Source organism: Arthrobacter sp. Bz4 (genome assembly GCF_003075455.1).
In the GTDB taxonomy this organism is placed as follows: Bacteria; Actinomycetota; Actinomycetes; order Actinomycetales; family Micrococcaceae; genus Arthrobacter_D.
The window spans coordinates 213028-235566 of the sequence record NZ_QDAE01000001.1 but is presented as its reverse complement, the minus strand read 5'-3'; the positions used below and the strand labels follow the sequence as shown (position 1 = coordinate 235566).

Genomic DNA, 22539 nt, shown 5'->3' with positions numbered 1-22539 from the left:
GCCCCGAGCTGGGGTGCGACCCACAGGATCCTGGCCCTGAAAAAACCATAAGGACTGAAAGCTTCAATGAAATCCCATGAGATTGCACGGCGCTGGCTCGCGTTTTTCGAGGGCAAGGGGCACACGGTTGTGCCGTCGGCGTCGCTGGTATCGACCGACCCGTCGCTGCTCTTCAACATCGCTGGAATGGTCCCGTTCATCCCGTACCTGACGGCTCGTGAGAAGGCACCCTTCGACCGGGCCACCAGCATCCAGAAGTGCATCCGGACCGGCGACATTGAAGAAGTAGGCAAAACGGCCCGCCACGGAACGTTCTTCCAGATGTGCGGCAACTTCTCCTTCGGAGACTATTTCAAGGAAGGCGCCATCCCGATGGCGTGGGAGCTCCTGACCTCCCCACTCGACGCCGGAGGCTTCGGGCTGGACCCCGATCGTCTCTGGGTCACCGTCTACCAGGATGACGACGAGGCCCTCGCCATCTGGCGCGACCAGGTCGGTATCCCCGTTGAACGCATCCAGAAGCTCGGCGAAGCGGAAAACTACTGGAGCACCGGGCAGCCCGGGCCCGGCGGACCCTGCTCGGAAATCTTCTACGACCGGGGCCCCGAGTACGGCATTGCCGGCGGACCGGCCACCGACTCCCCGCGGTACATCGAAATCTGGAACCTGGTGTTCATGCAATACCAGCTGTCAGCAGTCCGTAGCAAGGAAGATTTCGACATCGCCGGCGAACTGCCGGCCAAGAACATCGACACCGGGCTCGGCCTCGAGCGCCTCGCCATGGTGCTGCAGGGTGTCGAGAACATGTATGAGACCGACCAGGTGCGTCCGGTGCTGGACCGCGCCGCGGAACTCTCGGGCAAGACCTACACCAGTGCCGAATCAGACACGGACCCGCACCACACCGATGACGTGCGGATGCGCGTCGTGGCCGACCACATCCGTTCAGCTCTGATGCTCATAGCCGACGGTGTGACCCCCTCCAACGAGGGCCGCGGGTACGTGCTGCGCCGCCTGATCCGGCGGGCCGTCCGTGCCATGCGTCTGCTCGGCGTCGAACGCGCCTGCCTCCCCGAACTGCTGCCGGCGTCCCGGGACGCGATGAAGGGCACCTACCCCGAGGTGGAGAAGGACTTCGAACGGATCAGCCGGATCGCCTACGCCGAGGAACGTGCTTTCCTGCGCACCATCGCCTCCGGTACCGCCCGCCTTGAGGGCGCGGTCCTGGAATCGAAGGCCGCAGGACGCCCGCTGTCCGGTGAGGACGCCTTCGCGCTGCATGACACCTTCGGCTTCCCCATCGACCTGACCCTCGAAATGGCTGCCGAAGCCGGCCTCGCGGTCGACGCCGACGGGTTCCGATCGCTGATGCTCGAGCAACGCCAACGCGCCCAGGCTGACGCCCGCGGTAAGAAGGCTGGCCAGGCCGATCTGTCCGTCTTCACCGAGTTGCTGGCCAGCGGCCAGACCGTGTTCACCGGGTACGACGAGCTGACCACCGAAGCCATCGTCACCGGAATTGTCCGCGACGGCGTTGCCGTGCCCGCGGCATCGCAGGGCGAAGAGATCGACCTGATCCTGGACCAGACGCCGTTCTACGCTGAGGCAGGCGGCCAGGCCGCAGACGCCGGGCTCATCACCGGCAACGGCTTCGTGGTCGAAGTCCTCGACGTGCAACGCCCCATCAAAGGCCTCAGCGTCCACCGCGCGGTTGTCCGGGAAGGCGACATTTCGGTCACCGCACCCGTGGTGGCGGCCGTGGACCGGCAGCGCCGTCACGCCGGGGAGCAGGCCCACTCGGGTACCCACATCGTGCACGCCGCCCTCCACCAGATCCTCGGCCCCGAAGCGCTGCAGCGCGGCTCCTTCAACAAGGCCGGGTACCTGCGGTTCGACTTCTCCTGGGGCGAAGGCATCAGCGCCAGCGCCAAGTCGGAGATCGAAGAAGTCTCCAATATCGCCATCCGCAACAACCACACGGTAGAAACCAAGCTGATGAAGCTGGACGAGGCGAAAGCACTCGGCGCGACCGCCCTGTTCGGCGAAGCCTACGGCGACACCGTCCGGGTGGTCGAAATTGACGGTGACTGGTCAAGGGAACTCTGTGGAGGCACCCACGTCGGATCGACGTCGCTCATCGGATCGTTGACCCTGCTGGGCGAACAGTCGGTCGGTTCAGGTAACCGCCGGGTTGAGGCGTTCGTTGGAATGGACGCGTTCCGCCACCTCGCGGCTGAGCGTGCCCTGGTGACCGAGCTGTCGGACATGCTCAAGGTGCCGTCAGTCCAGCTGCCGGAACGGCTCGCAGCCACCCTGGCGAAGCTCAAGACCGCCGAAAAGGAACTTGAACGGCTGCGGAAGGAAGCGCTCAGCGCGTCGGCTGCGGCCCTGGTGGGCTCCGCGGTCGACGTCGACGGCGTCCGCCTCCTTGCGCACGACGCTGGAACGGTGAGCGGCGCCGACGACCTGCGGATTCTCGCTCTCGACCTCAGAAGCCGGCTAGGATCAGGCGCTGCAGTGGTGGCTACCGCCGGAATCAGCAACGACCGTCCGCTTGTCCTGGTCGCGACCAACGAGGACGCCCGCGCCGCCGGCGTGAAGGCCGGCGCGCTGGTCCGCGTCGCCGCTGGAATCCTCGGCGGCGGCGGCGGCGGTAAGGACGACGTGGCCCAGGGCGGAGGGTCCGATCCAGCGCAGATCGAGGCTGCCCTGACCGCCATCCGGTCCGCTGTCGCGTCCCGCTGATCACCCGCCTGCACAGCGATGACTGACACTTCACCCGGCACCGGGGACTACCCGCGGGGCGTCAAAATTGGCGTCGACGTCGGAATGGTACGGGTGGGGGTAGCCAGCAGCGACAGCGGGTCGCTGCTCGCCACCCCCGTCCGGACGATGAAACGGGATCTGAAGAAAAAATCGGACCTCAACATTCTGGTCCGGGAGATTGCCGAACGGGAGGCCGTCCAGGTGTTCGTGGGTCTGCCGCGGAACCTGAGCGGCACCGAATCGGCGTCCGCCGAGATGGCCCGCGGCTATGCGCTGGAGCTGGCGAACGCGATCCAGAGGGCCGGTCTCACCGCCAGCGTCCGGCTGATCGACGAACGGTTGAGCACCGTTTCGGCACATCGTTCCCTGAGGCAAGCTGGCTTGAATACCCGCGATCACCGTAAGGTGGTAGATCAGGCGGCGGCTGTCGAAATTCTGCAGCACGCCATGGATATGCAAAGGTCACAAATGCGGGATGTGGGGGATCCGGTTGCAGCGCGACAGCGGGCCCGCCCACAAGGGGACCCGCTGACCCTTAACAAGGAGCAGGACATTACGGAGAACAGCCGCGAAAGGAACCTGGAACTGTGAGCCACCACCACCCCCAGTTCCCGGCCGCCGACAGCGAACCGGAGCGTCACACCGACGACGCCCAGCACGACGACGGGTACGAGGGTTCCCACGACGAAACAGTCGAACCCGTCGAACAGTTCTTCGAACCCCGGTCGGGCCACCGGCGCAACCGCCGTCCGTCGAAAGCCAGGCAGCGTCGCCGCCGTCGTCGCACCATCGTCATGCTGGTGGTCATCCTCGGATTCATCGGGGTAGTCGTTGCGGTGTCCCTGATGCTTCGCGATCTGCTTGGACTGAACGACATCACCGACTATCCCGGACCCGGCGAAGGCAGCGTTGTCTTCACGGTGCCCGAGGGTGCGGGCCCACTCGCCATCGGCAACGGCCTGGAATCTGTCGATATTGTCGCTGACGGCTCCGAATTCGTTTCCGCGCTGCAACAAGTGGCAGACGGACGCGAAGTGCAGCCCGGCGAGTACGAACTCAGCTACCAGATGTCCTCCGAGGGTGCGGCGCTGGCACTGCTGGACGTCGAAGCGAACAAGGTCCTCTACGCGGCTGTCGCGCAGGGACTCCGGCAGGGGGAAACGCTTGACATTCTCGCCGAGTCGACCGGCATCGCGCGGGACGAGTTTGAAGAATTGGCCGCCGATCCCACCCAGTTCGGGCTTCCCGACGACGCTCTGAGCCTTGAAGGCTATCTCGCTCCGGGAGAGTACCGGTTCGACGTCGACGCTACCGCAATTGAGATGATCCAGACGATGGTCGATGGGACATTCGCCCTCCTCGAGGACGCAGGGGTCACCGACCCGGAGGAGCAGTTCAGAATTCTGACGATCGGCAGCATCATCGAAGCCGAGGCCGGCGAAGCGACTACGCCGCGGTCTCCGGGGCTATCGAGAATCGGCTCGGAGAAGACAACACCGAGACGAACGGGCTAATCCAGTCGGATGCGACGGTCACCTATGGGCTGGACCGGCGCAGCTTCGACTTCACCGAAGAGGAACGCGCCGACGAGTCCAACCCGTACAACACCTTCGCCAACCCGGGTCTGCCGGTGGGGCCAATCGGGTCACCCGGTGCCGAAGCAATCGATGCCGCGGTGAATCCCGCGGACGTGCCCTTCTACTACTGGGTCACCGTTAACCTCGACACAGGCGAAACAAAGTTCTCGGAAACACTCGCCGAGCACGCCGTCTATGTCGCGGAATACCAGGCCTGGTGCGCTGACAACCCCGGCCGGTGCAGCTAGGTGAATCGGTCGGCGCACGCCGCCGCCAGCACAGCGCGCGCCCGGCAGCCACTGCGGGCAGCAGTGATTGGGTCACCGATCGGACACTCAAAATCGCCTGCGCTTCACCGGGCCGCCTATCGGCTCCTGGGGTTTGATTGCAGCTATGAGGCCATCGAGGTGTTGCCCGAAGACCTCCAGTCGTTTGTCAGCCAGGTCCGGACGGCTGACGGCTGGCGTGGACTGTCGGTGACCATGCCGCACAAGGCTGCGATGGTTGACCTGGTCGACCAGGTGAGTGGGCACGCAGCTGCGTTGGGCGTGCTCAACACTGTGACTGTCGACGGCGCGGGGGGAGACCGCGTCCTGACCGGCCACAACACGGACGTCGCAGGCATTGTGGGTGCGCTCAGGCACGGCGGAGTCCGTGTGCCGCCGGAGACTGCGGTGATCCTCGGTGGCGGCGGGACCGCTGCCGCCGCCCTGGCCGCCCTGCAGGAACTGGGTGCCACCCGGGTCACCGTCTTTGTCCGATCCCCTGAGCGTGCTGCACCCCTGGAGGTCCTCGGACGCTCCCTCGGGCTCGGCGTCGCTGTCCGCGGGTGGAACGACGCCGTGGAGGGTCTGCGACACGCCGACGTCGCCATCTCCACCCTCCCTCCGCACGGGGCTGATTCGCTCGCCCGGGAAGTGTCCTGCGCTCCGGAAGCATTGGCGGGGGTCCAGCCGGTGCTCCTGGACGTTGCCTATGACCCCTGGCCGAGTCCCCTCGCTGACGTCTGGCAGGCCCGAGGCGGGGCCATCGTGCCGGGACTGGAGATGCTGATCTATCAGGCGGTGGAGCAGGTCAGGCTGTTCTCCGGCGGTGCTTTCACCGACGATCTGCCGGTCCTAAAAGTCATGTGTGACGCAGTCGGAGCGCCCTCGCGCTGAAACAGCAGCGACACCGTGGCAGGATTGGAGGCATGTTGCGTTGGTTAACTGCCGGAGAATCCCACGGACCGGCACTGGTGGGAATTATTGAAGGAATGCCTGCAGGCGTGGAGATCACGAGCAGTGACATTCAGGCTGCGCTGGCCCGTAGGCGGCTCGGCTATGGGCGTGGCGCCCGAATGAAGTTCGAGCAGGATCAGGTCAGCATCATCGGCGGTGTCCGGCACGGGCTGACCCAGGGCGGACCCGTGGCGATTCAGGTGGGCAACACCGAATGGCCCAAGTGGGACCAGATCATGTCAGCCGACCCGGTGGACCCCTCCGAGTTATCCGAACTCGCCCGGAACGCGCCACTGACCCGCCCCCGTCCGGGACACGCGGACTTCACCGGAATGCAGAAGTACGGCTTCGACGAGGCGCGTCCCGTGCTGGAACGGGCCAGCGCGCGGGAAACAGCCGCCCGGGTTGCGCTGGGAGAAGTAGCCGCCCGCTTCCTGTCAGCGCTCGGCATCTCCCTGGTCAGCCACACGGTCGCCATCGCGTCGGTCGCAGTCCCCGAAGGTTCACCCCTGCCCGGGCCATCCGATGTGATCGCGCTGGATCAGGATCCGCTGCGCTGCTTCGACCGCGAAACCTCCCTCGCGATGGTGTCCGAGGTGGACGCCGCCCACAAAGAGGGTGAAACACTCGGCGGGGTGGTGGAGGTGGTGGTCTACGGGCTGCCACCAGGGTTGGGGAGCTACGTTCACTGGGACCGGCGCCTGGACTCCCGCCTCGCGGCAGCACTGATGGGCATTCAGGCCATCAAGGGCGTCGAGGTGGGCGACGGGTTCCTCACTGCCGCGCGACGCGGGTCAAAAGCCCACGACGAGATTGTGCGCGGTGACTCCGGCATGATCGAGCGGACCAGCAACCGCGCCGGCGGGATTGAGGGTGGGATGAGCATCGGCGACACACTGCGGGTCCGTGCCGCCATGAAACCCATCGCCACCGTGCCACGAGCCCTGCGCACCATTGATGTCAGCACCGGTGACGCCGCCCGCGCGCACCACCAGCGGTCCGACGTCTGCGCCGTCCCCGCCGCCGGGGTGGTCGCCGAAGCCATGGTGGCCCTGGTCATCGCCGAAGCGGTCACCGAGAAGTTCGGTGGGGACTCTGTCCAGGAGACAGCACGCAACCTGGCAGCCTATCTGGCGGCCATTCCCACCTCGCTCAACTCGGCTGGGAACTAGTGGCTTCACCCGGCGTCGGACCGGTGGTCTTCATCGGACTGATGGCTACCGGTAAGTCAGCGGTCGGCGCGGGCCTCGCCGCACGGCTGGGCTGGCCGTTCGTCGATACTGACCAGATCATCGTTGCGCGGCACGGGCGGATCAGCACCATCTTCAAGAAGCAGGGTGAACCGGCTTTCCGGACGCTGGAGGCCCAGGTGGTTGCCGAGGTGCTCACCGAGGCACCGGCGCACCAGGTGGTATCGCTCGGTGGGGGAGCCGTCCTCGACGAGGGGACCCGCGCGCTGCTCGCCGGGGCGCGGGTGGTCTTCCTGGACGCTGACATAGCCACGGTGCGTCGCCGGATCACCCGGGACCGGAGCCGCCCGCTCCTCGCCGGCGATCCGGTGGAGGCCTGGACCCGGATGGATCGGGAGCGGCGGCCAGTCTACGAAGGCCTGGCCGACTGCGTCCTTGATACGCGGGGCCGCTCCATTGACCAGCTCGTCGCCGAGCTCATCCAACAGTTTCAGCTGACACAGTCGTAGCTGATCAGACCAACGAAGGGACAGTCATGGCCAACGAGCCGACAGTCAGCAAAGAGCCGACCGTTATCAACGTCACCGGAACCCAGGCGGCAGAGAACTACGAGGTAGTCATCGGGCACGGGCTGCTGGAACGGCTCCCGGCTGTGTTGGGGGAGCGGGTTCGCCGCGTCCTGGTGATCCACCCGCGGGCACTCAGGAGCACCGGCGACACGGTGCGGGCCGAACTGGCCGATGCGGGATTCACCGCTGTCACGGCCGAAATCCCCGACGCCGAGGAAGGCAAACACATCCAGGTCGCCGCGTTCTGCTGGCAGGTCCTGGGCCAGAACGACTTCACCCGCTCCGACGCAGTCGTGGCGGTGGGCGGTGGCGCCGTGACTGACCTCGCTGGCTTCGTTGCGGCCACCTGGTTGCGGGGCGTCAAGGTGGTCCACCTGCCCACCAGCCTGCTGGGAATGGTTGACGCCGCAGTGGGCGGCAAGACCGGTATCAACACAGCCGAAGGCAAGAACCTGGTTGGCGCGTTCCACCCGCCCGCCGCTGTCCTGGCCGATCTTGACACCCTCGCGACGCTACCCCGCAACGAACTGCTCACCGGGATGGCTGAAGTGGTCAAATGTGGCTTTATCGCCGATCCGCGCATCCTCGACCTGATCGAGGCAGACCCCGCAGCGGTGTCCGACGGCGGTTCAGCGACGGTCCGCGAACTCATTGAACGGGCGGTCGCGGTGAAGTCCGAGATCGTGTCAGCCGATCTCAAGGAAAGCGGACGACGAGAGTTCCTCAACTACGGCCACACCCTCGGCCACTCCATCGAACTGGCCGAGCGGTACTCCTGGCGGCATGGTGCAGCCGTTTCAGTGGGGCTGGTGTTCGCCGCGGAACTCTCCCGGATGGTCGGGCGGCTCAGCGACGAAACAGCCGACCGGCACCGCAGTATCCTCGAACTCCTTGAGCTGCCGGTGACGTATCGCCGGGACCGTTGGGCCGCCCTGCTGGACGGCATGCGCCGGGACAAAAAGTCAAGGGGTGACCTGCTGCGCTTCGTCGTGCTCGATGGCCTCGCCCGTCCCGGCATGCTGGAAGTCCCCGACACTTCGCTGCTGTTCGCCGCGTACCAGGAAATCGCTTCGTAGGAGCACCCGGCAGGTCACCCGCGACACCCGCCGCAGCCGCCTCCTGCACCACAGGGTAGAATGGGCTCTGGACTTTTCCCACCTCATCGCATGTGGCCTCCGGATGCTTACTGCCCGGACGTCGCTGTTTTACCCGAAAGAGACCTGTGGCTACCACAAACGACATCAAAAACGGCACGGTGCTGAAGCTCGAAGGCAACCTGTGGAACGTTCTCGAGTTCCAGCACGTCAAGCCAGGCAAGGGCGGCGCCTTTGTGCGCACCAAGCTGCGGAACATCCTGTCGGGCAAGGTAGTCGACAAGACCTTCAACGCCGGTCTGAAGATCGAAACAGCCACAGTGGACCGTCGTGACTACCAGTACCTGTACAAGGACGGCGAAGACTTCGTGTTCATGGACACGTCGGATTACGATCAGCTCACCGTTCCGGGCAAGACCGTCGGTCAGGCCGAGAACTTCATGCTGGAGAGCCTCATGGTCACCATTGCCATGCACGAAGGGTCAGCCCTCTACGTTGAGCTTCCGCCGTCGGTCGTTCTCGAAGTGACCTACACCGAGCCTGGGCTGCAGGGCGACCGCTCCACCGGTGGCACCAAGCCGGCCACTGTCGAAACCGGTTACGACATCCAGGTTCCGCTGTTCCTGGAAACCGGGACCAAGGTCAAGGTTGACACCCGCACCGGCGATTACCTGGGACGCGTCAACGAGTGAGTGCCCGCAGTAAAGCCCGACGCCGGGCACTGGACATCCTTTTCGAAGCGGAGCAGCGCGCCGTTTCACCACTCGAAGCGCTCAAGGCCCGTCGGGAAAAGACCGACACGGTGGTTGCCCCCTACTCAGTGGACATCATCGAGGGCGTCATGACCCAGGGCGAGCAAATCGACGAGTTCCTTGGCACCTACTCACAGGGCTGGACCCTGGACCGGATGCCAGCCGTGGATCGCATGATCCTCAGGGTGGGCGCCTGGGAGTTGCTGTACAACGCGGACGTGCCCGACGGCGTCGCCGTCAGCGAGGCGGTGGAACTGGCGAAAATGCTCTCCACCGACGAATCTCCAGCGTTTGTCAACGGTCTGCTGGGGCGTCTCCAGCAGCTGAAACCGACGCTGCTCGCCTAGACAGCAATTCCGCGCCATCCCGGACGCCGCGCTCCCTCGCAGGCCCAGGGGCAGACGCTCGGAGATTCAGCCGCGGGTGTTGGCCGCCGCCGTCGTCAGTAACTCGCGGCGGAGCCGGGTCACGTCGGCCAGCAGCAGCTGTTCCCGGCCGACGTTGAGCTGCAGGTCATGCCCGGCGATGATGCGTTGCCGGGTGAAGGCCAGCCGGGTGGCGGACCTGATGAATGCCTTCATGGTGCGCTGCCGGCCGATACGCCGGGCCCAGCCAAGCGCCTGTGACCGGCCGCCACGGGTGGCCAGCATGTGGACCTCCTGGGCAGTGAACCAGCCTGCTGCCGCGTAACCGCCGAGCCGGTCTTCGGTGACCCGCCGCTCGGCCCGTCGCAGTGCCATGATGCTGGCCAGCGCAGCAAGAAACAGGGGCAGCTGAATCAGGAAATAGAACTCGAAAAAGTCGGTGAAGAGTACCAGCAGGCCGCCGTTCCACAGCATGTGCCCGGCGATCGCCGGAACCAGGCCCACAATGAAGGCCGGGAAAATGAAGCGCGTGCCGCTGCGGGCTACCGCCAGCCCGAGCACCACGCCCAGGGCGGCGGTGAACATGACGTGCGCGAACGGCGAGAACAGGCCCCTGATCACGAACACGGCGACCAGCCGCCCAGCCCGCCGCCATCCAGTGCCGCGGCACCGAAGTAGAGAATGTTCTCGGTGAATGCGAAGCCTGCGCCGACCATCCCCGCGTACACAATGCCGTCCACCGGTCCGTCGAAATGGCTGCGCCGGGAGAAGACCAGCACCAGGACGCCGAGCCCCTTGGCGATTTCCTCCACAAGTGGCGCCTGCAGCACCGGCCCAATCACGTCGGAGGAGGTGGAGGCCAACGCCAGGGACAGCAACTCAGTGACATAGCTACCCAGCAGCAGGGCTGCGACCACCGAGATTCCGGCACCCCACAGGAACGCGAACCAGAGGGCACCGCGGGGTTCAGGATCCCAACGGTCAATCCACATCAGCCCGGCGATACAGATGGACAGCGGGATCAGGGCGAGGATCCCGCATGAAATCAGGGCCCCGCCACCAAGGCTGCTGCTGAGGAACCAGGCGAGCACCACGAGGACCAGCGCCGCGATAATCACCAGCAGCACATTGACGACGCCGGGCCCCCGGCGCACAGCCCGGTCCCAGACCGGCTGAACAGGTTGCTGTGATTCCCAGGGCGGTGGCGCCGACATAGTCATTCTCACAGGGTAGATCGTCACGGGGTAGAACGTCGCAGGGGTGTGCCGTCGCAGGGCTAAGCCGTCACAGAAGGATGTGTCACAGGAGGAAGTGTCACAGGGAAGCCGGGGCGCGCTGTGATAGTTTTGACATCGCAACCAACCTTTAAATTCCGTCCTGTGAGGCGGGGAAGGAGGAAGCGTCCAATGACTATGCCCGCACCTCAGTCTGAGAGTGTTCTTTCGCGTGTCGTTCTCGCCGAAGCCGATATTGACCGAGCGCTAACCCGCATCGCCCACGAGATCCTGGAAGCCAACAAGGGCACCACCGATCTGGTGCTGCTGGGCATTCCCCGTCGTGGCTATCCGCTAGCCCAGCGCCTGGCCCGGAAAATCGCTGCCGCCGAAAACCAGACCACCGGTTCGCCACTGGACCCCACCGCGATCGTCGGCCAGCTCGATGTGACCATGTTCCGGGATGATCTGCGCCACCACCCCACCCGGCCGCCACTGCCAACCCAGCTGCCGCCGTCGGGCATTGACAACAAGGTAGTGGTCCTCGTCGACGACGTCCTGTATTCCGGGCGGACCATCCGGGCTGCCCTCGACGCTCTCGTGGACCTCGGCCGGCCGCGGGCGGTACGGTTGGCGGTCCTGGTGGACCGGGGCCACCGCGAATTGCCGATCCGCGCCGACCATGTGGGCAAGAACCTCCCCACCTCCTCGGCGGAGAAGGTGAGGGTCCACCTCGCGGAAATCGATGCCGTCGACGGGGAGCCCATCAACGAGGTTGTCATCGAGGGCCCCGCATGAGGCACCTGCTCTCCACCCGCGACCTGTCCAGGCAGGACGCCATCCGCATCCTGGACGTGGCCGAGGAAATGTCGGCGGTCGGTGAACGGGAGATCAAGAAGCTTCCGGCGCTGCGCGGCCGCACCGTGGTGAACCTCTTCTTCGAGGACTCCACCCGCACCCGGATTTCCTTCGAAGCCGCGGCCAAACGACTCTCGGCGGATGTCATCACGTTCGCCGTCAAGGGCTCCTCGGTGTCCAAGGGCGAATCGCTCAAGGACACGGCCCAGACCCTCGAAGCGATGTCCGCCGACGCCGTAGTGATCCGGCACTGGGCTTCCGGTGCGCCCGCCCGGCTCGCGACGTCGGACTGGATCGACGCAGCAGTGATCAACGCCGGGGACGGGATGCATGAACATCCCACCCAGGCGCTGCTCGACGCGTTCACCCTCCGGCGCCACTGGGCGAAAATCTCGGGCGTACCATCGGTCGGATCCGACCTGTCGGGCATGGCCGTCACCATCGTCGGCGACGTCCTGCACTCCCGGGTCGCCCGCTCAAACCTGTGGCTGCTGGAAACCCTCGGCGCCTCGGTCACCCTGGTCGCGCCGCCCACCCTCGTCCCGGTCGGTGCCGAACGGTGGCCCTGCCGGATCACCTACAACCTGGACGAGGCGCTGGCCGCCGGACCCGACGCGGTGATGATGCTGCGGCTGCAGGCCGAACGGATGAACGCGGCCTTCTTTCCCTCGACCCGCGAATACTCCCGGCGGTGGGGGTTCGACGACGCCCGGCTGGCGGCCCTCGATACCCACGGCCTGGACCACACGGTCATCATGCACCCGGGTCCGATGAACCGGGGCCTGGAAATATCGGCGGCGGCAGCCGACTCTCCCCGCTCAACAGTCCTGGCCCAGGTCCGCAACGGGGTCTCCGTCAGAATGGCCGCCCTGTATCTGCTGCTCTCCGGCGACGAACACCAGTCGCCGGCCACCGAACCCACTCAGGAGAACCCACGATGAACGCACCAGCCCCGGCCCGCTATCTCATCCGCGGCGCAGCGCTGCTCGGCCGGGAACGGGCAGACCTCCTGATTGCCGACGGGATCATCGCCGGCGTCGGCCAGGGACTTTCAGCCGCCGGTGCCGAGGTGATTGACGCTGACGGCCTGATCGCCCTCCCCGGCCTGGTGGACCTTCACACCCACCTCCGCGAACCGGGCCGGGAGGACGCCGAAACCGTCGAGACCGGTACCCGGGCGGCAGCCAGGGGCGGGTTCACGGCCGTGCACGCGATGGCCAACAGCACGCCCGTCGCGGACACCGCCGGAGTGGTGGAGCAGGTGTACAGCCTGGGCCGGCGCGCCGGCTGGGTGGAAGTCCGACCTGTCGGTGCCGTCACCGTAGGACTCGGGGGCACCCAGCTGGCTGAGCTCGGCGCCATGGCCGACTCCCGCGCGCGAGTCCGCGTCTTCTCCGACGACGGCGTGTGCGTCAGCGACCCCGTCCTGATGCGCCGGGCGCTGGAGTATGTGAAGGCGTTCGACGGCGTCATCGCCCAGCACGCGCAGGAACCCCGGCTGACCGAGGGGGCCCAGATGAACGAGGGCGCCGTCTCCGCGGTCCTCGGACTGACCGGCTGGCCCGCCGTCGCCGAGGAAAGCATCATTGCCAGGGACGTCCTGCTGGCCCACCATGTGCAGTCACGGCTCCACGTGTGCCACGTGTCGACGGCCGGGTCGGTGGAAATTATCCGCTGGGCCAAGGCCCGCGGCATCAGGGTGACCGCCGAGGTCACCCCGCACCACCTGCTACTCACCGACGAGCTGGTTCGTAGCTACAACCCGGTCTACAAGGTGAACCCGCCGCTCCGCACCAGCGAGGACGTGCAAGCACTGCGGGAGGCCCTGGCCGATGGGACCATCGACGTCGTCGGCACCGACCACGCCCCGCATCCTTCCGAGCACAAGGACTGTGAATGGGCGCAGGCCGCCATGGGCATGACCGGGCTGGAAACCGCGCTCTCGGTGGTGCAGCACACCATGATCAACACCGGCCTGATGGATTGGGAAGGCTTCGCCAGGGTCACCTCGAGCACCCCGGCAACGATCGGAGGCCTTGAGCAGCAGGGACGGCCGCTGGCCGAGGGTGAGGCAGCTAACGTCACACTCGTCGATCCGGAGGCACGCTGGGTGGTCGATCCGGATAAAATGGCCACGATGGGCCGTAACAGCCCATTCGCCGGCACCGAACTACCCGGAGCCGTGCATGCCACGTTCTTCAGGGGCCACCCAACCGTCCTGGCTGGCCGACTGAACACACCGCACCCAACTGCAGCTGAGGAATCCACATGGACTGGCTAATGCCCGTCGCCATCTCACTGGGCACCATCGCCGTCGTCGTCGCGCTCGGAGCCCTGGGCTGGCGTGCCCGCCTGGCCCGGCAACGCGACATCCCGGCGCCGTCCCCCGCCCCCGAAACACTCAGCGAACCGCGTTACCTGGCCAACGGCCAGTACGTGGTCACGACGACGGCGGGGGACTGGCTCGACCGGATCGCCGTCCATGGCCTGGGCGTGAAATCCAACGCCACGGCGAGCGTCCACGACGAAGGAATCCTGATTGTCCGCAGCGGCGCCCGGGACCTCTTCATCAGTCGTCCGGACCTGCGCGGCGTCCGCCTCGAGCGGGGGATGGCCGGCAAGTTCGTTGAGAAGGACGGGCTGGTGGTGTTCACCTGGACCCTGAACGGGACAGCCGTTGACACCGGATTCCGGACCCGCGAGGCAGCCGCCCGCACCGGCCTCCTCGACGCCGCTGCAGCCCTCGCCCCCGCAGCACCCAGCACCTCACAGGCTCAGGTTCACAACCCCACGAAGGACACACAGTGACAGATTCCAGCCAGCCAGCAACCGAAAGCGCTGCCGTTCTGATGCTCGAGGACGGCCGGATCTTCCGCGGCCGCAGTTACGGGGCCGAGGGCACCGCCCTCGGCGAGGCGGTCTTCGCCACCGGCATGACCGGATACCAGGAGACCATCACCGACCCGTCCTATGCCCGCCAACTGGTGGTCCAGACGGCGCCCCACATCGGCAATACCGGGGTCAACGCCGCCGACGCCGAGTCCCGCCGGATCTGGGTGGCCGGCTACATTGTGCGCGACGCCGCCCGGAAACCCTCCAACTGGCGGTCTGAGCAGAGCCTCGACGGTCAGCTCCGCGACCAGGGCATCGTCGGCATCCAGGGAGTCGACACCCGGGCGGTCACCCGCCATCTGCGCGAACGCGGCGCAATGAAGGCGGGAATCTTCTCCGGGCCGGCTGCGGCTGGATCCGATGCCGAATTGCTGGCGCTCGTCGCCGGCCAGGAGTCGATGCAGGGTGCCCGGCTGGCCGAGGAAGTCAGCGCCACCAGCCGGTATGTGGTCGAACCGTCCGACAACGGCTGGGAGGGTGAGCCCCTGTTCACCGTCGCCGCGCTGGATTTGGGCATCAAGTCCATGACCCCCAAGCACTTCGCCCAGCGCGGCGTGCGCACGGTCGTGCTGCCCGCCAGCTCAACCTTCGACGACGTCGCCCGGGAGTCACCGGATGGCGTGTTCATGTCCAACGGGCCCGGCGACCCTGCGACCGCCGACCCCCAGGTCGCCCTGCTGCGGGAAGTGCTCGACGCGCGGATCCCCTTCTTCGGGATCTGCTTCGGCAACCAGATCCTGGGGCGCGCCCTGGGGTTTGGCACCTACAAACTCCGGTACGGCCACCGCGGCATCAACCAGCCGGTGCTGGACCGGCGCACCGGAAAGGTGGAGATCACCTCCCAGAACCACGGCTTCGCCGTCGATGCTCCCCTCGATGGTCCGACCCAGGCGCCCGAGGGGCGCTTCGGCAGGGTCGAAGTCAGCCACGTCAGCCTCAACGACGACGTCGTCGAGGGCCTCGCCTGCCTCGACCTGCCGGCCTTCTCCGTCCAGTACCACCCGGAGGCAGCAGCGGGACCCCACGATTCGGCGTACCTCTTTGACCGGTTCATCCAGCTGATGGGTGACACGCGGTCCTCCGACCAGCCGAGCAGCGACGCGAACGACAGCGACACGAACGACAGCGCCGCAAACGATAAGGAAGCAAACTAGATGCCACGCAGAACTGACCTCAAAAGCGTCCTGGTTATCGGCTCAGGACCCATCGTCATCGGGCAGGCCGCCGAGTTCGACTATTCGGGAACGCAGGCCCTGCGGGTATTGAAGGAGGAGGGCCTGCGGGTCATCCTGGTCAATTCCAACCCGGCCACGATCATGACCGACCCGGAGTTCGCCGACGCCACCTATGTGGAACCCATCACCCCCGAGGTGGTCGCCAAGATCATCGAGAAGGAGCGCCCCGACGCCCTCCTGCCCACCCTCGGCGGCCAGACCGCCCTCAACGCTGCGATCGCACTCGACAAGAACGGCGTACTGGACAAGTACGGTGTTGAACTGATCGGCGCCAACATCGCAGCAATCGAACTGGGGGAGAACCGCGAGAAATTCAAGGGCGTCGTCGCCCGCTGCGGCGCCGAATCCGCCAGGTCGATGATCATCCATTCCATCGACGGTGCGCTCGAGGCAGCCGATGACCTGGCTACCCGATGGTGGTGCGCCCCTCCTTCACCATGGGCGGTCTCGGCTCGGGTCTTGCCTACAACGAGAAGGACCTGCGCCGCATTGTTGGCCAGGGACTGCAGTACAGCCCCACCACCGAGGTCCTCCTCGAGGAGAGCATCCTCGGCTGGAAGGAATACGAGCTCGAGATGATGCGAGACAAGAACGACAACGTGGTGGTGGTCTGTTCCATCGAGAACTTCGACCCGGTCGGCGTCCACACCGGGGATTCCATCACCGTGGCCCCGGCCATGACCCTGACGGACCGCGAATACCAGCGGCTGCGTGACATCTCGATCGCTATCATCCGAGAGGTCGGCGTCGACACCGGCGGCTGCAACATCCAGTTCGCCATCGAACCGGATACCGGCCGGATCGTCGTCATTGAAATGAACCCGCGGGTGTCCCGGTCCTCGGCCCTGGCTTCCAAGGCCACCGGCTTCGCGATCGCGAAGATCGCCACGAAGCTCTCCCTCGGCTACACCCTGGACGAGATCCCGAACGACATCACCAAGAAGACGCCGGCTTCCTTTGAACCGACCCTCGACTACGTGGTGGTCAAGGTGCCCCGGTTCGCGTTTGAAAAGTTCCCAGCGGCCGATCCCACCCTGACCACCACCATGAAGTCGGTGGGTGAGGCCATGGCGATCGGCCGGAACTTCACCGAAGCGCTCCAGAAAGCCCTGCGCTCCCTGGAGCAGAAGGGCTCCCAGCTGTCCTTTGACATCTCAGCCGACATCGACGTGCCGGCCCTCATCAGTGCCGCCAGGCGCCCCACCACCGAGCGGCTCTCCCAGGTGCAGCAGGCGCTCCTCGGTGGTGGCACCGTTGACGAGCTGTACCAGGCCACAGGAATCGACCCGTGGTACCTGGACCAGCTGGTCCTGCTCAACGAGGTGGCGGAAACTATCCGGGAGGCACCCGCGCTGACCGAGGAAATGCTGCGCCTCGCCAAACGCCACGGCTTCTCCGATGAACAAATCGGGGCGCTGACCCACACCCCCGAAGCGGTGGTGCGCGGGGTACGCCATGCGCTCGGGGTGCGGCCGGTCTACAAGACCGTCGACACGTGTGCCGCCGAATTCGCTGCTTACACTCCCTACCACTACTCGTCCTACGACGAGGAGGACGAGGTGGGTCCCCACGCCCAGCCGTCCATCATCATTTTGGGATCCGGGCCCAACCGGATCGGCCAGGGTATCGAGTTCGACTACTCCTGCGTCCACGCGTCGATGGCGTTGCGCAAAGCCGGCTACGAAACGGTGATGGTCAACTGCAACCCGGAGACCGTGTCCACCGACTACGACATCTCCACCCGGCTGTACTTCGAGCCGCTGACCCTCGAGGATGTCCTCGAAGTCATCGCGGCCGAGGAACGCACCGGCGGCGTGATGGGCGTGTTCGTGCAGCTTGGCGGGCAGACTCCGCTGAAACTCGCGCAGGAACTGGCCGACGCCGGCATCCCGATCCTGGGCACGTCCCCCGAAGCCATTGACCTGGCCGAGCACCGCGGCGCGTTCAGCCGGGTCCTCGACGCGGCGGGGCTGATTTCGCCCAAGAACGGCACCGCCGTTTCGTTCGAGGACTCCAAGAAGATCGCCGACGAGATCGGGTACCCGGTGCTGGTCCGGCCGTCCTATGTGCTGGGCGGCCGTGGCATGGAAATCGTCTACGACGAGGCCAACCTGTCCCGTTATATCGCCAACGCCACCGAGATCACCGAGGCGCATCCGGTCCTGATCGACAGGTTCCTGGAAGACGCCATCGAGATCGACGTCGACGCCCTGTACGACGGCACCGACCTGTACCTCGGCGGCATCATGGAGCATATCGAAGAGGCGGGAATCCACTCCGGCGACTCGGCCTGCGTCCTGCCACCGATCACCCTCGGAGCCGATATCCTGCAGCGCGTCCGTGAAGCCACCCTCGCCATCGCTGAAGGCGTCGGGGTCCGGGGTCTGATCAACATCCAGTTCGCGTTGGCCTCCGATGTGCTCTACGTCCTGGAAGCGAACCCGCGGGCCTCGCGCACCGTGCCGTTCGTGTCCAAGGCCACCGGTGTGCAGCTCGCCAAAGCCGCGGCGCTGATCGGCACGGGAGTCTCCATCGCGGCCCTCCGGACCGAGCATGGTCTGCTTCCGGCGACCGGCGACGGCGGGGACCTCCCCCTGGACGCTCCGGTCTCGGTGAAGGAAGCAGTGCTGCCGTTCAGCAGGTTCCGCACCACCGACGGCACGGTAGTGGATTCACTGCTCGGCCCCGAGATGCGGTCCACCGGTGAAGTCATGGGTATCGACAAATACTTCGATACCGCCTTTGCCAAGAGCCAGTCGGCTGCCAACGCAGCACTGCCGACCGAGGGCCGGGTGTTCGTTTCGGTTGCCAACCGGGACAAACGGTCAATCATCATGCCGGTCAAACGTCTAGTGGATCTCGGCTTTGAAATCCTGTCCACCGGCGGCACCGCCGATGTGCTGCGCCGCAACGGTATCCAGTCCACCACGGTGCGCAAGATTGCCGAGGGCACCGGGGAACACGGTGAGGGAACGGTGGTCGACCTGATCACCGATGGCACCATTGACATGATCATCAACACGCCCACCGGCGGGCAGGCCCGCGGCGACGGGTACGAGATCCGGGCCGCGGCGACGTCGTACGGTCTTCCGGTGATCACTACGGTGCCCGAATTCGGTGCTGCGGTGCAGGCCATCGAGGCCATGCGGTCCTACGAGTGGTCGGTCACCAGCCTCCAGGAACACGCCGCTAACCTTCGGGTTGCCACCGAAGCCCGCGATGCCGCACGGTAACGGAACTTTCGGGGTCCGGCTTGCGGAGCGGATGCGCAGCAGGGGCAACCTGTGTGTGGGCATTGACCCGCACCCGGCGCTGCTGCGCGACTGGGGGCTGAACGACGACGCCGCCGGATGCGAACGCTTCGCCCTGACCGTGCTGGACGCGGTGGGGGAGACCGCCTGCATCCTGAAACCGCAGGTGGCATTGTTTGAGCGGCACGGGTCGGCTGGGCTGGCCGCCCTGGAACGCCTGCTGGCTGCCGCCGCGGACCGGGAGGTGCTGACGATAGCCGATGCGAAGCGCGGGGACATCGGCTCGACCATGGCCGCCTACGCCGACGCGTGGCTCCGGGACGGGTCAGCCCTGGCCGCCGATGCGGTGACGCTGAACCCGTACCTGGGGTTTGAATCGCTGCGCCCCGCCCTCAACCTTGCCGCAGAAACCGGTCGAGGCGTCTTCGTGCTCGCGCTGACCTCCAATCCGGAGGGAGCTGACATCCAGCACGCCCAGGTCCGGGACCCGGCAGCCGCCGGGAACCAGGGTGGGGCCAGTATCGGCCGTGCAGTGGCCCGGATCATTGCCGACGCTGCTGCGTGGGAGAACCGCGACGCCGTCGGTCTTGGATCGGTGGGCCTGGTGGTGGGTGCCACGGCGGGCGCAGCAGTGCGCACGCTGGGCCTGGAACTGGGAAAGCTGAACGGTCCGATTCTGGCACCCGGGATCGGCGCCCAGGGCGCGGGGCGAGCCGAAATCGCTGACACGTTTGGCGGGGCCTCAGCCCTGGTCCTCGGAAGTGCCAGCCGCAGCATCCTCGCTGCGGGTCCCGAGCACGGCAAGTTGCGGGCGGCAGCGGAACTGGCGCTGGCTGAGCTCGGCAATTGATTTTGGGCCGCAACTACGGATAGGTTCAGTGCAAGCCCATTCCACAAGAATTTGCATCTACCCGAGCGATCAGCGCGGGACGGTGCCTACTGCAGGGGAGCACTTGTGAGCTTGAAGCCGCTATCGGACTCCGAACGGACGCAAGCGCGCGAGAAAGCCACTGCCGCCCGTGCGGTCAGGGCTGAACTGAAAGTGAAACTGAAGACCGGTGAGACCACTGTCAGCGAAGTGGTCAACGGGATGTCCGAGGATGAAGCCGTCAGCCGGTTGAAAGTCCTTGACCTCCTGAAGGCTCTCCCCGGGGTCGGTGAGGTGCGGGCAGCAGGCATCATGAACGACGTCGGCATCGCCGCCACGCGCCGCGTGCGCGGGCTGGGTGTCCACCAGCGACAAGCATTGATCGAACATCTAGCAAAGCAGGATCCAACGCCCTGACCGGGGCGAGCCAAGGACGCCTGTGAGTGAGGAACCACGTGTCGCAGCCTCGGCTGACAGTACTCGCCGGGCCGACGGCCGTCGGCAAGGGAACCGTCTCGACCTACATTCGCGATAACTACCCCCAGGTCTGGCTGTCGGTCTCCGCCACCACCCGGCCAGCCCGTCCCGGCGAGCTCGACGGCGTCCACTACTTCTTCGTCAGCAACGAGGAATTCGATGACCTGGTCGGGTCGGGCCAAATGCTCGAATGGGCCCTGGTCCATGGGCGGAACCGGTACGGTACCCTGCGACGCACCGTTGACGCGGCAATGGCCGACGGCAAATCGGTGCTCCTGGAGATCGATCTGCAGGGCGCGCGGCAGGTCAAGGAGTCAATGCCGGAAGCGAATTTTGTGTTTCTGACCCCGCCCAGCTGGGATGAAATGGTGCGTCGGCTGGTCGGCCGCGGCACCGAAACGGAGCAGGAGCAGCAGCAACGGCTGGAAACCGCTAAACTAGAACTTGCTGCGGAACCTGAATTCGATCACACGGTGGTCAATGACAGTGTTCAGCGTGCAGCGGACGAGCTTGTATCACTGATGGGACTAAGCCCGCAGGAGCGCTAACACGCGGTCCGCGAGCCGATGTTCCACCAACAATCTGAAACATTTACGGAGTATTTGTGTCAACACAGCCTGAAGGCATCATCAACCCGCCGATTGACTCCCTGTTGGAGGCATCGGACTCGAAGTATGCCCTGGTGATCTACGGAGCCAAGCGCGCCCGCCAGATCAACGCGTACTACTCCCAGCTCCACGAGGGCCTGTTCGAGTACGTCGGCCCACTGGTCGACACCCGTCTGAACGAAAAGCCACTCTCAATCGCCCTGCGCGAAATCAACGAGGGCATGCTCGTCGCCACGCCGGTCGAATCCACCGAGCAGTAGCTTTATCCAGCTGCCAACCACGTGCGCATAATTCTGGGAGTCGGGGGAGGGATTGCCGCCTATAAGGTGGCTTCCCTCCTCCGGCTTTTTACTGAGGCGGGGCACAACGTGACGGTGATCCCCACCGATGCTGCCACCCGGTTCGTGGGGACCGCCACGTGGGAGGCCCTGTCGGGCAATCCAGTCAGTAACAGCGTGTTCGACGACGTCGACAAGGTCAACCACGTCCGGTTGGGGCAGCTCGCTGACCTCGTGGTCATCGCCCCGGCCACGGCCGACCTGCTCGCGAAGTCGGCAGCGGGGATGGCCCCCGACCTTCTCACCGGGACTCTGCTGATGGCCAGCTGCCCCGTCCTGATGGCACCCGCCATGCACACCGAGATGTGGCAGCACCCCGCTACCGTCGCCAACGTGGCCACCCTGCGGAGCCGGGGTACGCTCATCCTCGACCCGGCCTCCGGACGATTGACCGGCACCGACTCGGGTGCTGGCAGACTCCGCGAGCCCGCCGAAATTTTCGCGGCAGCAATGGCCGCCTATAACGCTGCCCACGGTCGACCTGACGCCCAGCACACCGGGTCAGGCGCCAAAACCGGGGCCGGAACCCTGTCCGCACCCGGTTCCCTCACCGGTCGCCGTGTGGTCATCACCGCCGGAGGCACCCGCGAGCCCATCGACCCGGTGCGCTACCTCGGTAACCGTTCCTCAGGCAAGCAGGGGATGGCGCTGGCCGCGGCGGCTCTCGCCGCGGGGGCAACTGTTGAACTGATCCTCGCCCACGTCGAAGTCCCGGCGCCAGACGGCGTCGAACTGGTCCAGGTCGAAACCGCCGAGGAGCTGCGGACCGCGACCCTGCGCGCCGCCAAGCAGGCCGATGCGCTGATCATGGCAGCAGCCGTGGCGGATTTCCGCCCCGCCGAACAAATTCTCACCAAAATCAAGAAACGTGCCGACGGCGTCGACCCCGTCATCACCCTGGTCCGCAACCCCGACATCCTCAGGGAAGCCGTAGAGCAGCGAACCGCGGCGGGCGCCGGACCCGTGATCGTCGGGTTCGCCGCCGAGACCGGGGACCCAACCGCTGATCCCCTGAGCCACGCTCGGGAGAAACTCGCACGCAAAGGCTGCGACTATCTGGTGCTCAACCAGGTGGGCGACGGCAGGGTGTTCGGACTGGATGACACAGCAGCAACCATCCTTGCTGCTGGTGGCACCGAACCTGTTGAGGTCATCGGAACCAAAGCCGAGGTAGCCACTGCCGTGGTGGCCCGGTTAGCAGCAGCCCTTGCGGGCCGGGGCTAGCCGCCCGCACGCCACCCGGCACCGCACACAGTCCGTCACCC

22 protein-coding genes and 1 pseudogene are annotated in these 22539 nt (G+C 65.9%); 21 read left to right on the top strand and 2 right to left on the bottom strand.

What is annotated here, in order from left to right:
• Positions 1 to 66: 66 nt before the first annotated feature.
• The 10 genes from alaS (at position 67) to nusB (ending at position 9515) form a co-directional block, all read left to right on the top strand.
• Positions 67 to 2745, top strand: a complete 2679-nt coding sequence (alaS, locus tag DDA93_RS01095; protein WP_024476970.1) for an alanine--tRNA ligase — start codon at positions 67 to 69, stop codon at positions 2743 to 2745.
• Positions 2746 to 2763: 18 nt separating this feature from the next.
• Positions 2764 to 3357, top strand: coding sequence for a Holliday junction resolvase RuvX (gene ruvX, locus DDA93_RS01090; RefSeq protein WP_019482824.1), 594 nt, complete (start codon positions 2764 to 2766; stop codon positions 3355 to 3357).
• Positions 3354 to 4280 (top strand): endolytic transglycosylase MltG, encoded by a 927-nt coding sequence (locus DDA93_RS01085; protein ID WP_243400473.1) that lies wholly within the window; start codon positions 3354 to 3356, stop codon positions 4278 to 4280. The genes ruvX and DDA93_RS01085 overlap by 4 nt, the downstream gene beginning before the upstream one ends.
• Positions 4235 to 4591 carry an endolytic transglycosylase MltG gene (locus DDA93_RS16585; protein WP_243400480.1) on the top strand — a complete coding sequence of 119 codons (357 nt, stop codon included), beginning with the start codon at positions 4235 to 4237 and terminating at the stop codon, positions 4589 to 4591. Before DDA93_RS01085 ends, DDA93_RS16585 begins: the two co-directional genes overlap by 46 nt.
• Positions 4592 to 5503 carry a shikimate dehydrogenase gene (locus DDA93_RS01080; protein ID WP_116777857.1) on the top strand — a complete coding sequence of 304 codons (912 nt, stop codon included), beginning with the start codon at positions 4592 to 4594 and terminating at the stop codon, positions 5501 to 5503.
• 32 nt (positions 5504 to 5535) lie between these two features.
• Entirely contained in the window at positions 5536 to 6735 is a 1200-nt protein-coding gene (gene aroC, locus DDA93_RS01075) for a chorismate synthase (RefSeq protein ID WP_024476966.1), read from the top strand.
• Entirely contained in the window at positions 6735 to 7262 is a 528-nt protein-coding gene (locus DDA93_RS01070) for a shikimate kinase (protein ID WP_019482820.1), read from the top strand. The genes aroC and DDA93_RS01070 overlap by 1 nt, the downstream gene beginning before the upstream one ends.
• Before the next feature lie 26 nt (positions 7263 to 7288).
• Positions 7289 to 8398 carry a 3-dehydroquinate synthase gene (gene aroB, locus DDA93_RS01065; RefSeq protein ID WP_019482819.1) on the top strand — a complete coding sequence of 370 codons (1110 nt, stop codon included), beginning with the start codon at positions 7289 to 7291 and terminating at the stop codon, positions 8396 to 8398.
• Positions 8399 to 8544: 146 nt separating this feature from the next.
• Complete coding sequence (gene efp / locus DDA93_RS01060) at positions 8545 to 9108, top strand: elongation factor P (RefSeq protein ID WP_019482818.1); 564 nt, start codon at positions 8545 to 8547, stop codon at positions 9106 to 9108.
• Positions 9105 to 9515 carry a transcription antitermination factor NusB gene (gene nusB, locus DDA93_RS01055; protein WP_019482817.1) on the top strand — a complete coding sequence of 137 codons (411 nt, stop codon included), beginning with the start codon at positions 9105 to 9107 and terminating at the stop codon, positions 9513 to 9515. The genes efp and nusB overlap by 4 nt, the downstream gene beginning before the upstream one ends.
• Before the next feature lie 66 nt (positions 9516 to 9581).
• Here the strand turns inward: nusB and DDA93_RS16955 are convergent, their stop codons facing one another.
• Together DDA93_RS16955 and DDA93_RS16950 are read right to left on the bottom strand one after the other, a co-directional pair.
• Positions 9582 to 10160: a PrsW family glutamic-type intramembrane protease gene (locus tag DDA93_RS16955; protein WP_165802544.1), complete on the bottom strand. Its 579-nt coding sequence runs from the start codon at positions 10158 to 10160 to the stop codon at positions 9582 to 9584.
• Entirely contained in the window at positions 10151 to 10753 is a 603-nt protein-coding gene (locus DDA93_RS16950) for a PrsW family intramembrane metalloprotease (protein WP_116777855.1), read from the bottom strand. Before DDA93_RS16950 ends, DDA93_RS16955 begins: the two co-directional genes overlap by 10 nt.
• A 186-nt stretch (positions 10754 to 10939) precedes the next feature.
• Between DDA93_RS16950 and pyrR the strand changes: the two genes are divergently transcribed.
• The 11 genes and pseudogenes from pyrR to DDA93_RS00990 all read left to right on the top strand — a co-directional run bounded on the left by pyrR (position 10940) and on the right by DDA93_RS00990 (position 22498).
• On the top strand, positions 10940 to 11545 hold the full coding sequence (gene pyrR, locus DDA93_RS01040) for a bifunctional pyr operon transcriptional regulator/uracil phosphoribosyltransferase PyrR (RefSeq protein ID WP_192813077.1): 606 nt from the start codon (positions 10940 to 10942) through the stop codon (positions 11543 to 11545).
• Positions 11542 to 12546, top strand: coding sequence for an aspartate carbamoyltransferase catalytic subunit (locus tag DDA93_RS01035; RefSeq protein WP_019482814.1), 1005 nt, complete (start codon positions 11542 to 11544; stop codon positions 12544 to 12546). The genes pyrR and DDA93_RS01035 overlap by 4 nt, the downstream gene beginning before the upstream one ends.
• The gene (locus tag DDA93_RS01030) at positions 12543 to 13886 is read left to right on the top strand and encodes a dihydroorotase (RefSeq protein ID WP_019482813.1); all 1344 of its coding nucleotides are present in this window, start codon (positions 12543 to 12545) and stop codon (positions 13884 to 13886) included. The genes DDA93_RS01035 and DDA93_RS01030 overlap by 4 nt, the downstream gene beginning before the upstream one ends.
• Positions 13874 to 14413, top strand: coding sequence for a hypothetical protein (locus DDA93_RS01025; RefSeq protein WP_026041079.1), 540 nt, complete (start codon positions 13874 to 13876; stop codon positions 14411 to 14413). The genes DDA93_RS01030 and DDA93_RS01025 overlap by 13 nt, the downstream gene beginning before the upstream one ends.
• A 41-nt stretch (positions 14414 to 14454) precedes the next feature.
• Complete coding sequence (gene carA / locus DDA93_RS01020) at positions 14455 to 15651, top strand: glutamine-hydrolyzing carbamoyl-phosphate synthase small subunit (RefSeq protein ID WP_083850897.1); 1197 nt, start codon at positions 14455 to 14457, stop codon at positions 15649 to 15651.
• A pseudogene (carB, locus tag DDA93_RS01015) lies at positions 15652 to 18965 on the top strand (carbamoyl-phosphate synthase large subunit).
• Positions 18952 to 19833 (top strand): orotidine-5'-phosphate decarboxylase, encoded by an 882-nt coding sequence (gene pyrF, locus DDA93_RS01010; protein WP_019482809.1) that lies wholly within the window; start codon positions 18952 to 18954, stop codon positions 19831 to 19833. Before carB ends, pyrF begins: the two are co-directional and overlap by 14 nt.
• Positions 19834 to 19938: 105 nt before the next feature.
• Positions 19939 to 20268: an integration host factor, actinobacterial type gene (gene mihF / locus DDA93_RS01005; RefSeq protein ID WP_019482808.1), complete on the top strand. Its 330-nt coding sequence runs from the start codon at positions 19939 to 19941 to the stop codon at positions 20266 to 20268.
• 38 nt (positions 20269 to 20306) lie between these two features.
• Positions 20307 to 20876: a guanylate kinase gene (gene gmk, locus DDA93_RS01000; protein WP_019482807.1), complete on the top strand. Its 570-nt coding sequence runs from the start codon at positions 20307 to 20309 to the stop codon at positions 20874 to 20876.
• A gap of 56 nt (positions 20877 to 20932) precedes the next feature.
• Positions 20933 to 21196, top strand: a complete 264-nt coding sequence (gene rpoZ / locus DDA93_RS00995; protein ID WP_019482806.1) for a DNA-directed RNA polymerase subunit omega — start codon at positions 20933 to 20935, stop codon at positions 21194 to 21196.
• A 21-nt stretch (positions 21197 to 21217) separates the two neighbouring features.
• Positions 21218 to 22498, top strand: a complete 1281-nt coding sequence (locus DDA93_RS00990; RefSeq protein ID WP_116777854.1) for a bifunctional phosphopantothenoylcysteine decarboxylase/phosphopantothenate synthase — start codon at positions 21218 to 21220, stop codon at positions 22496 to 22498.
• The last annotated feature ends 41 nt before the right edge of the window (positions 22499 to 22539 follow it).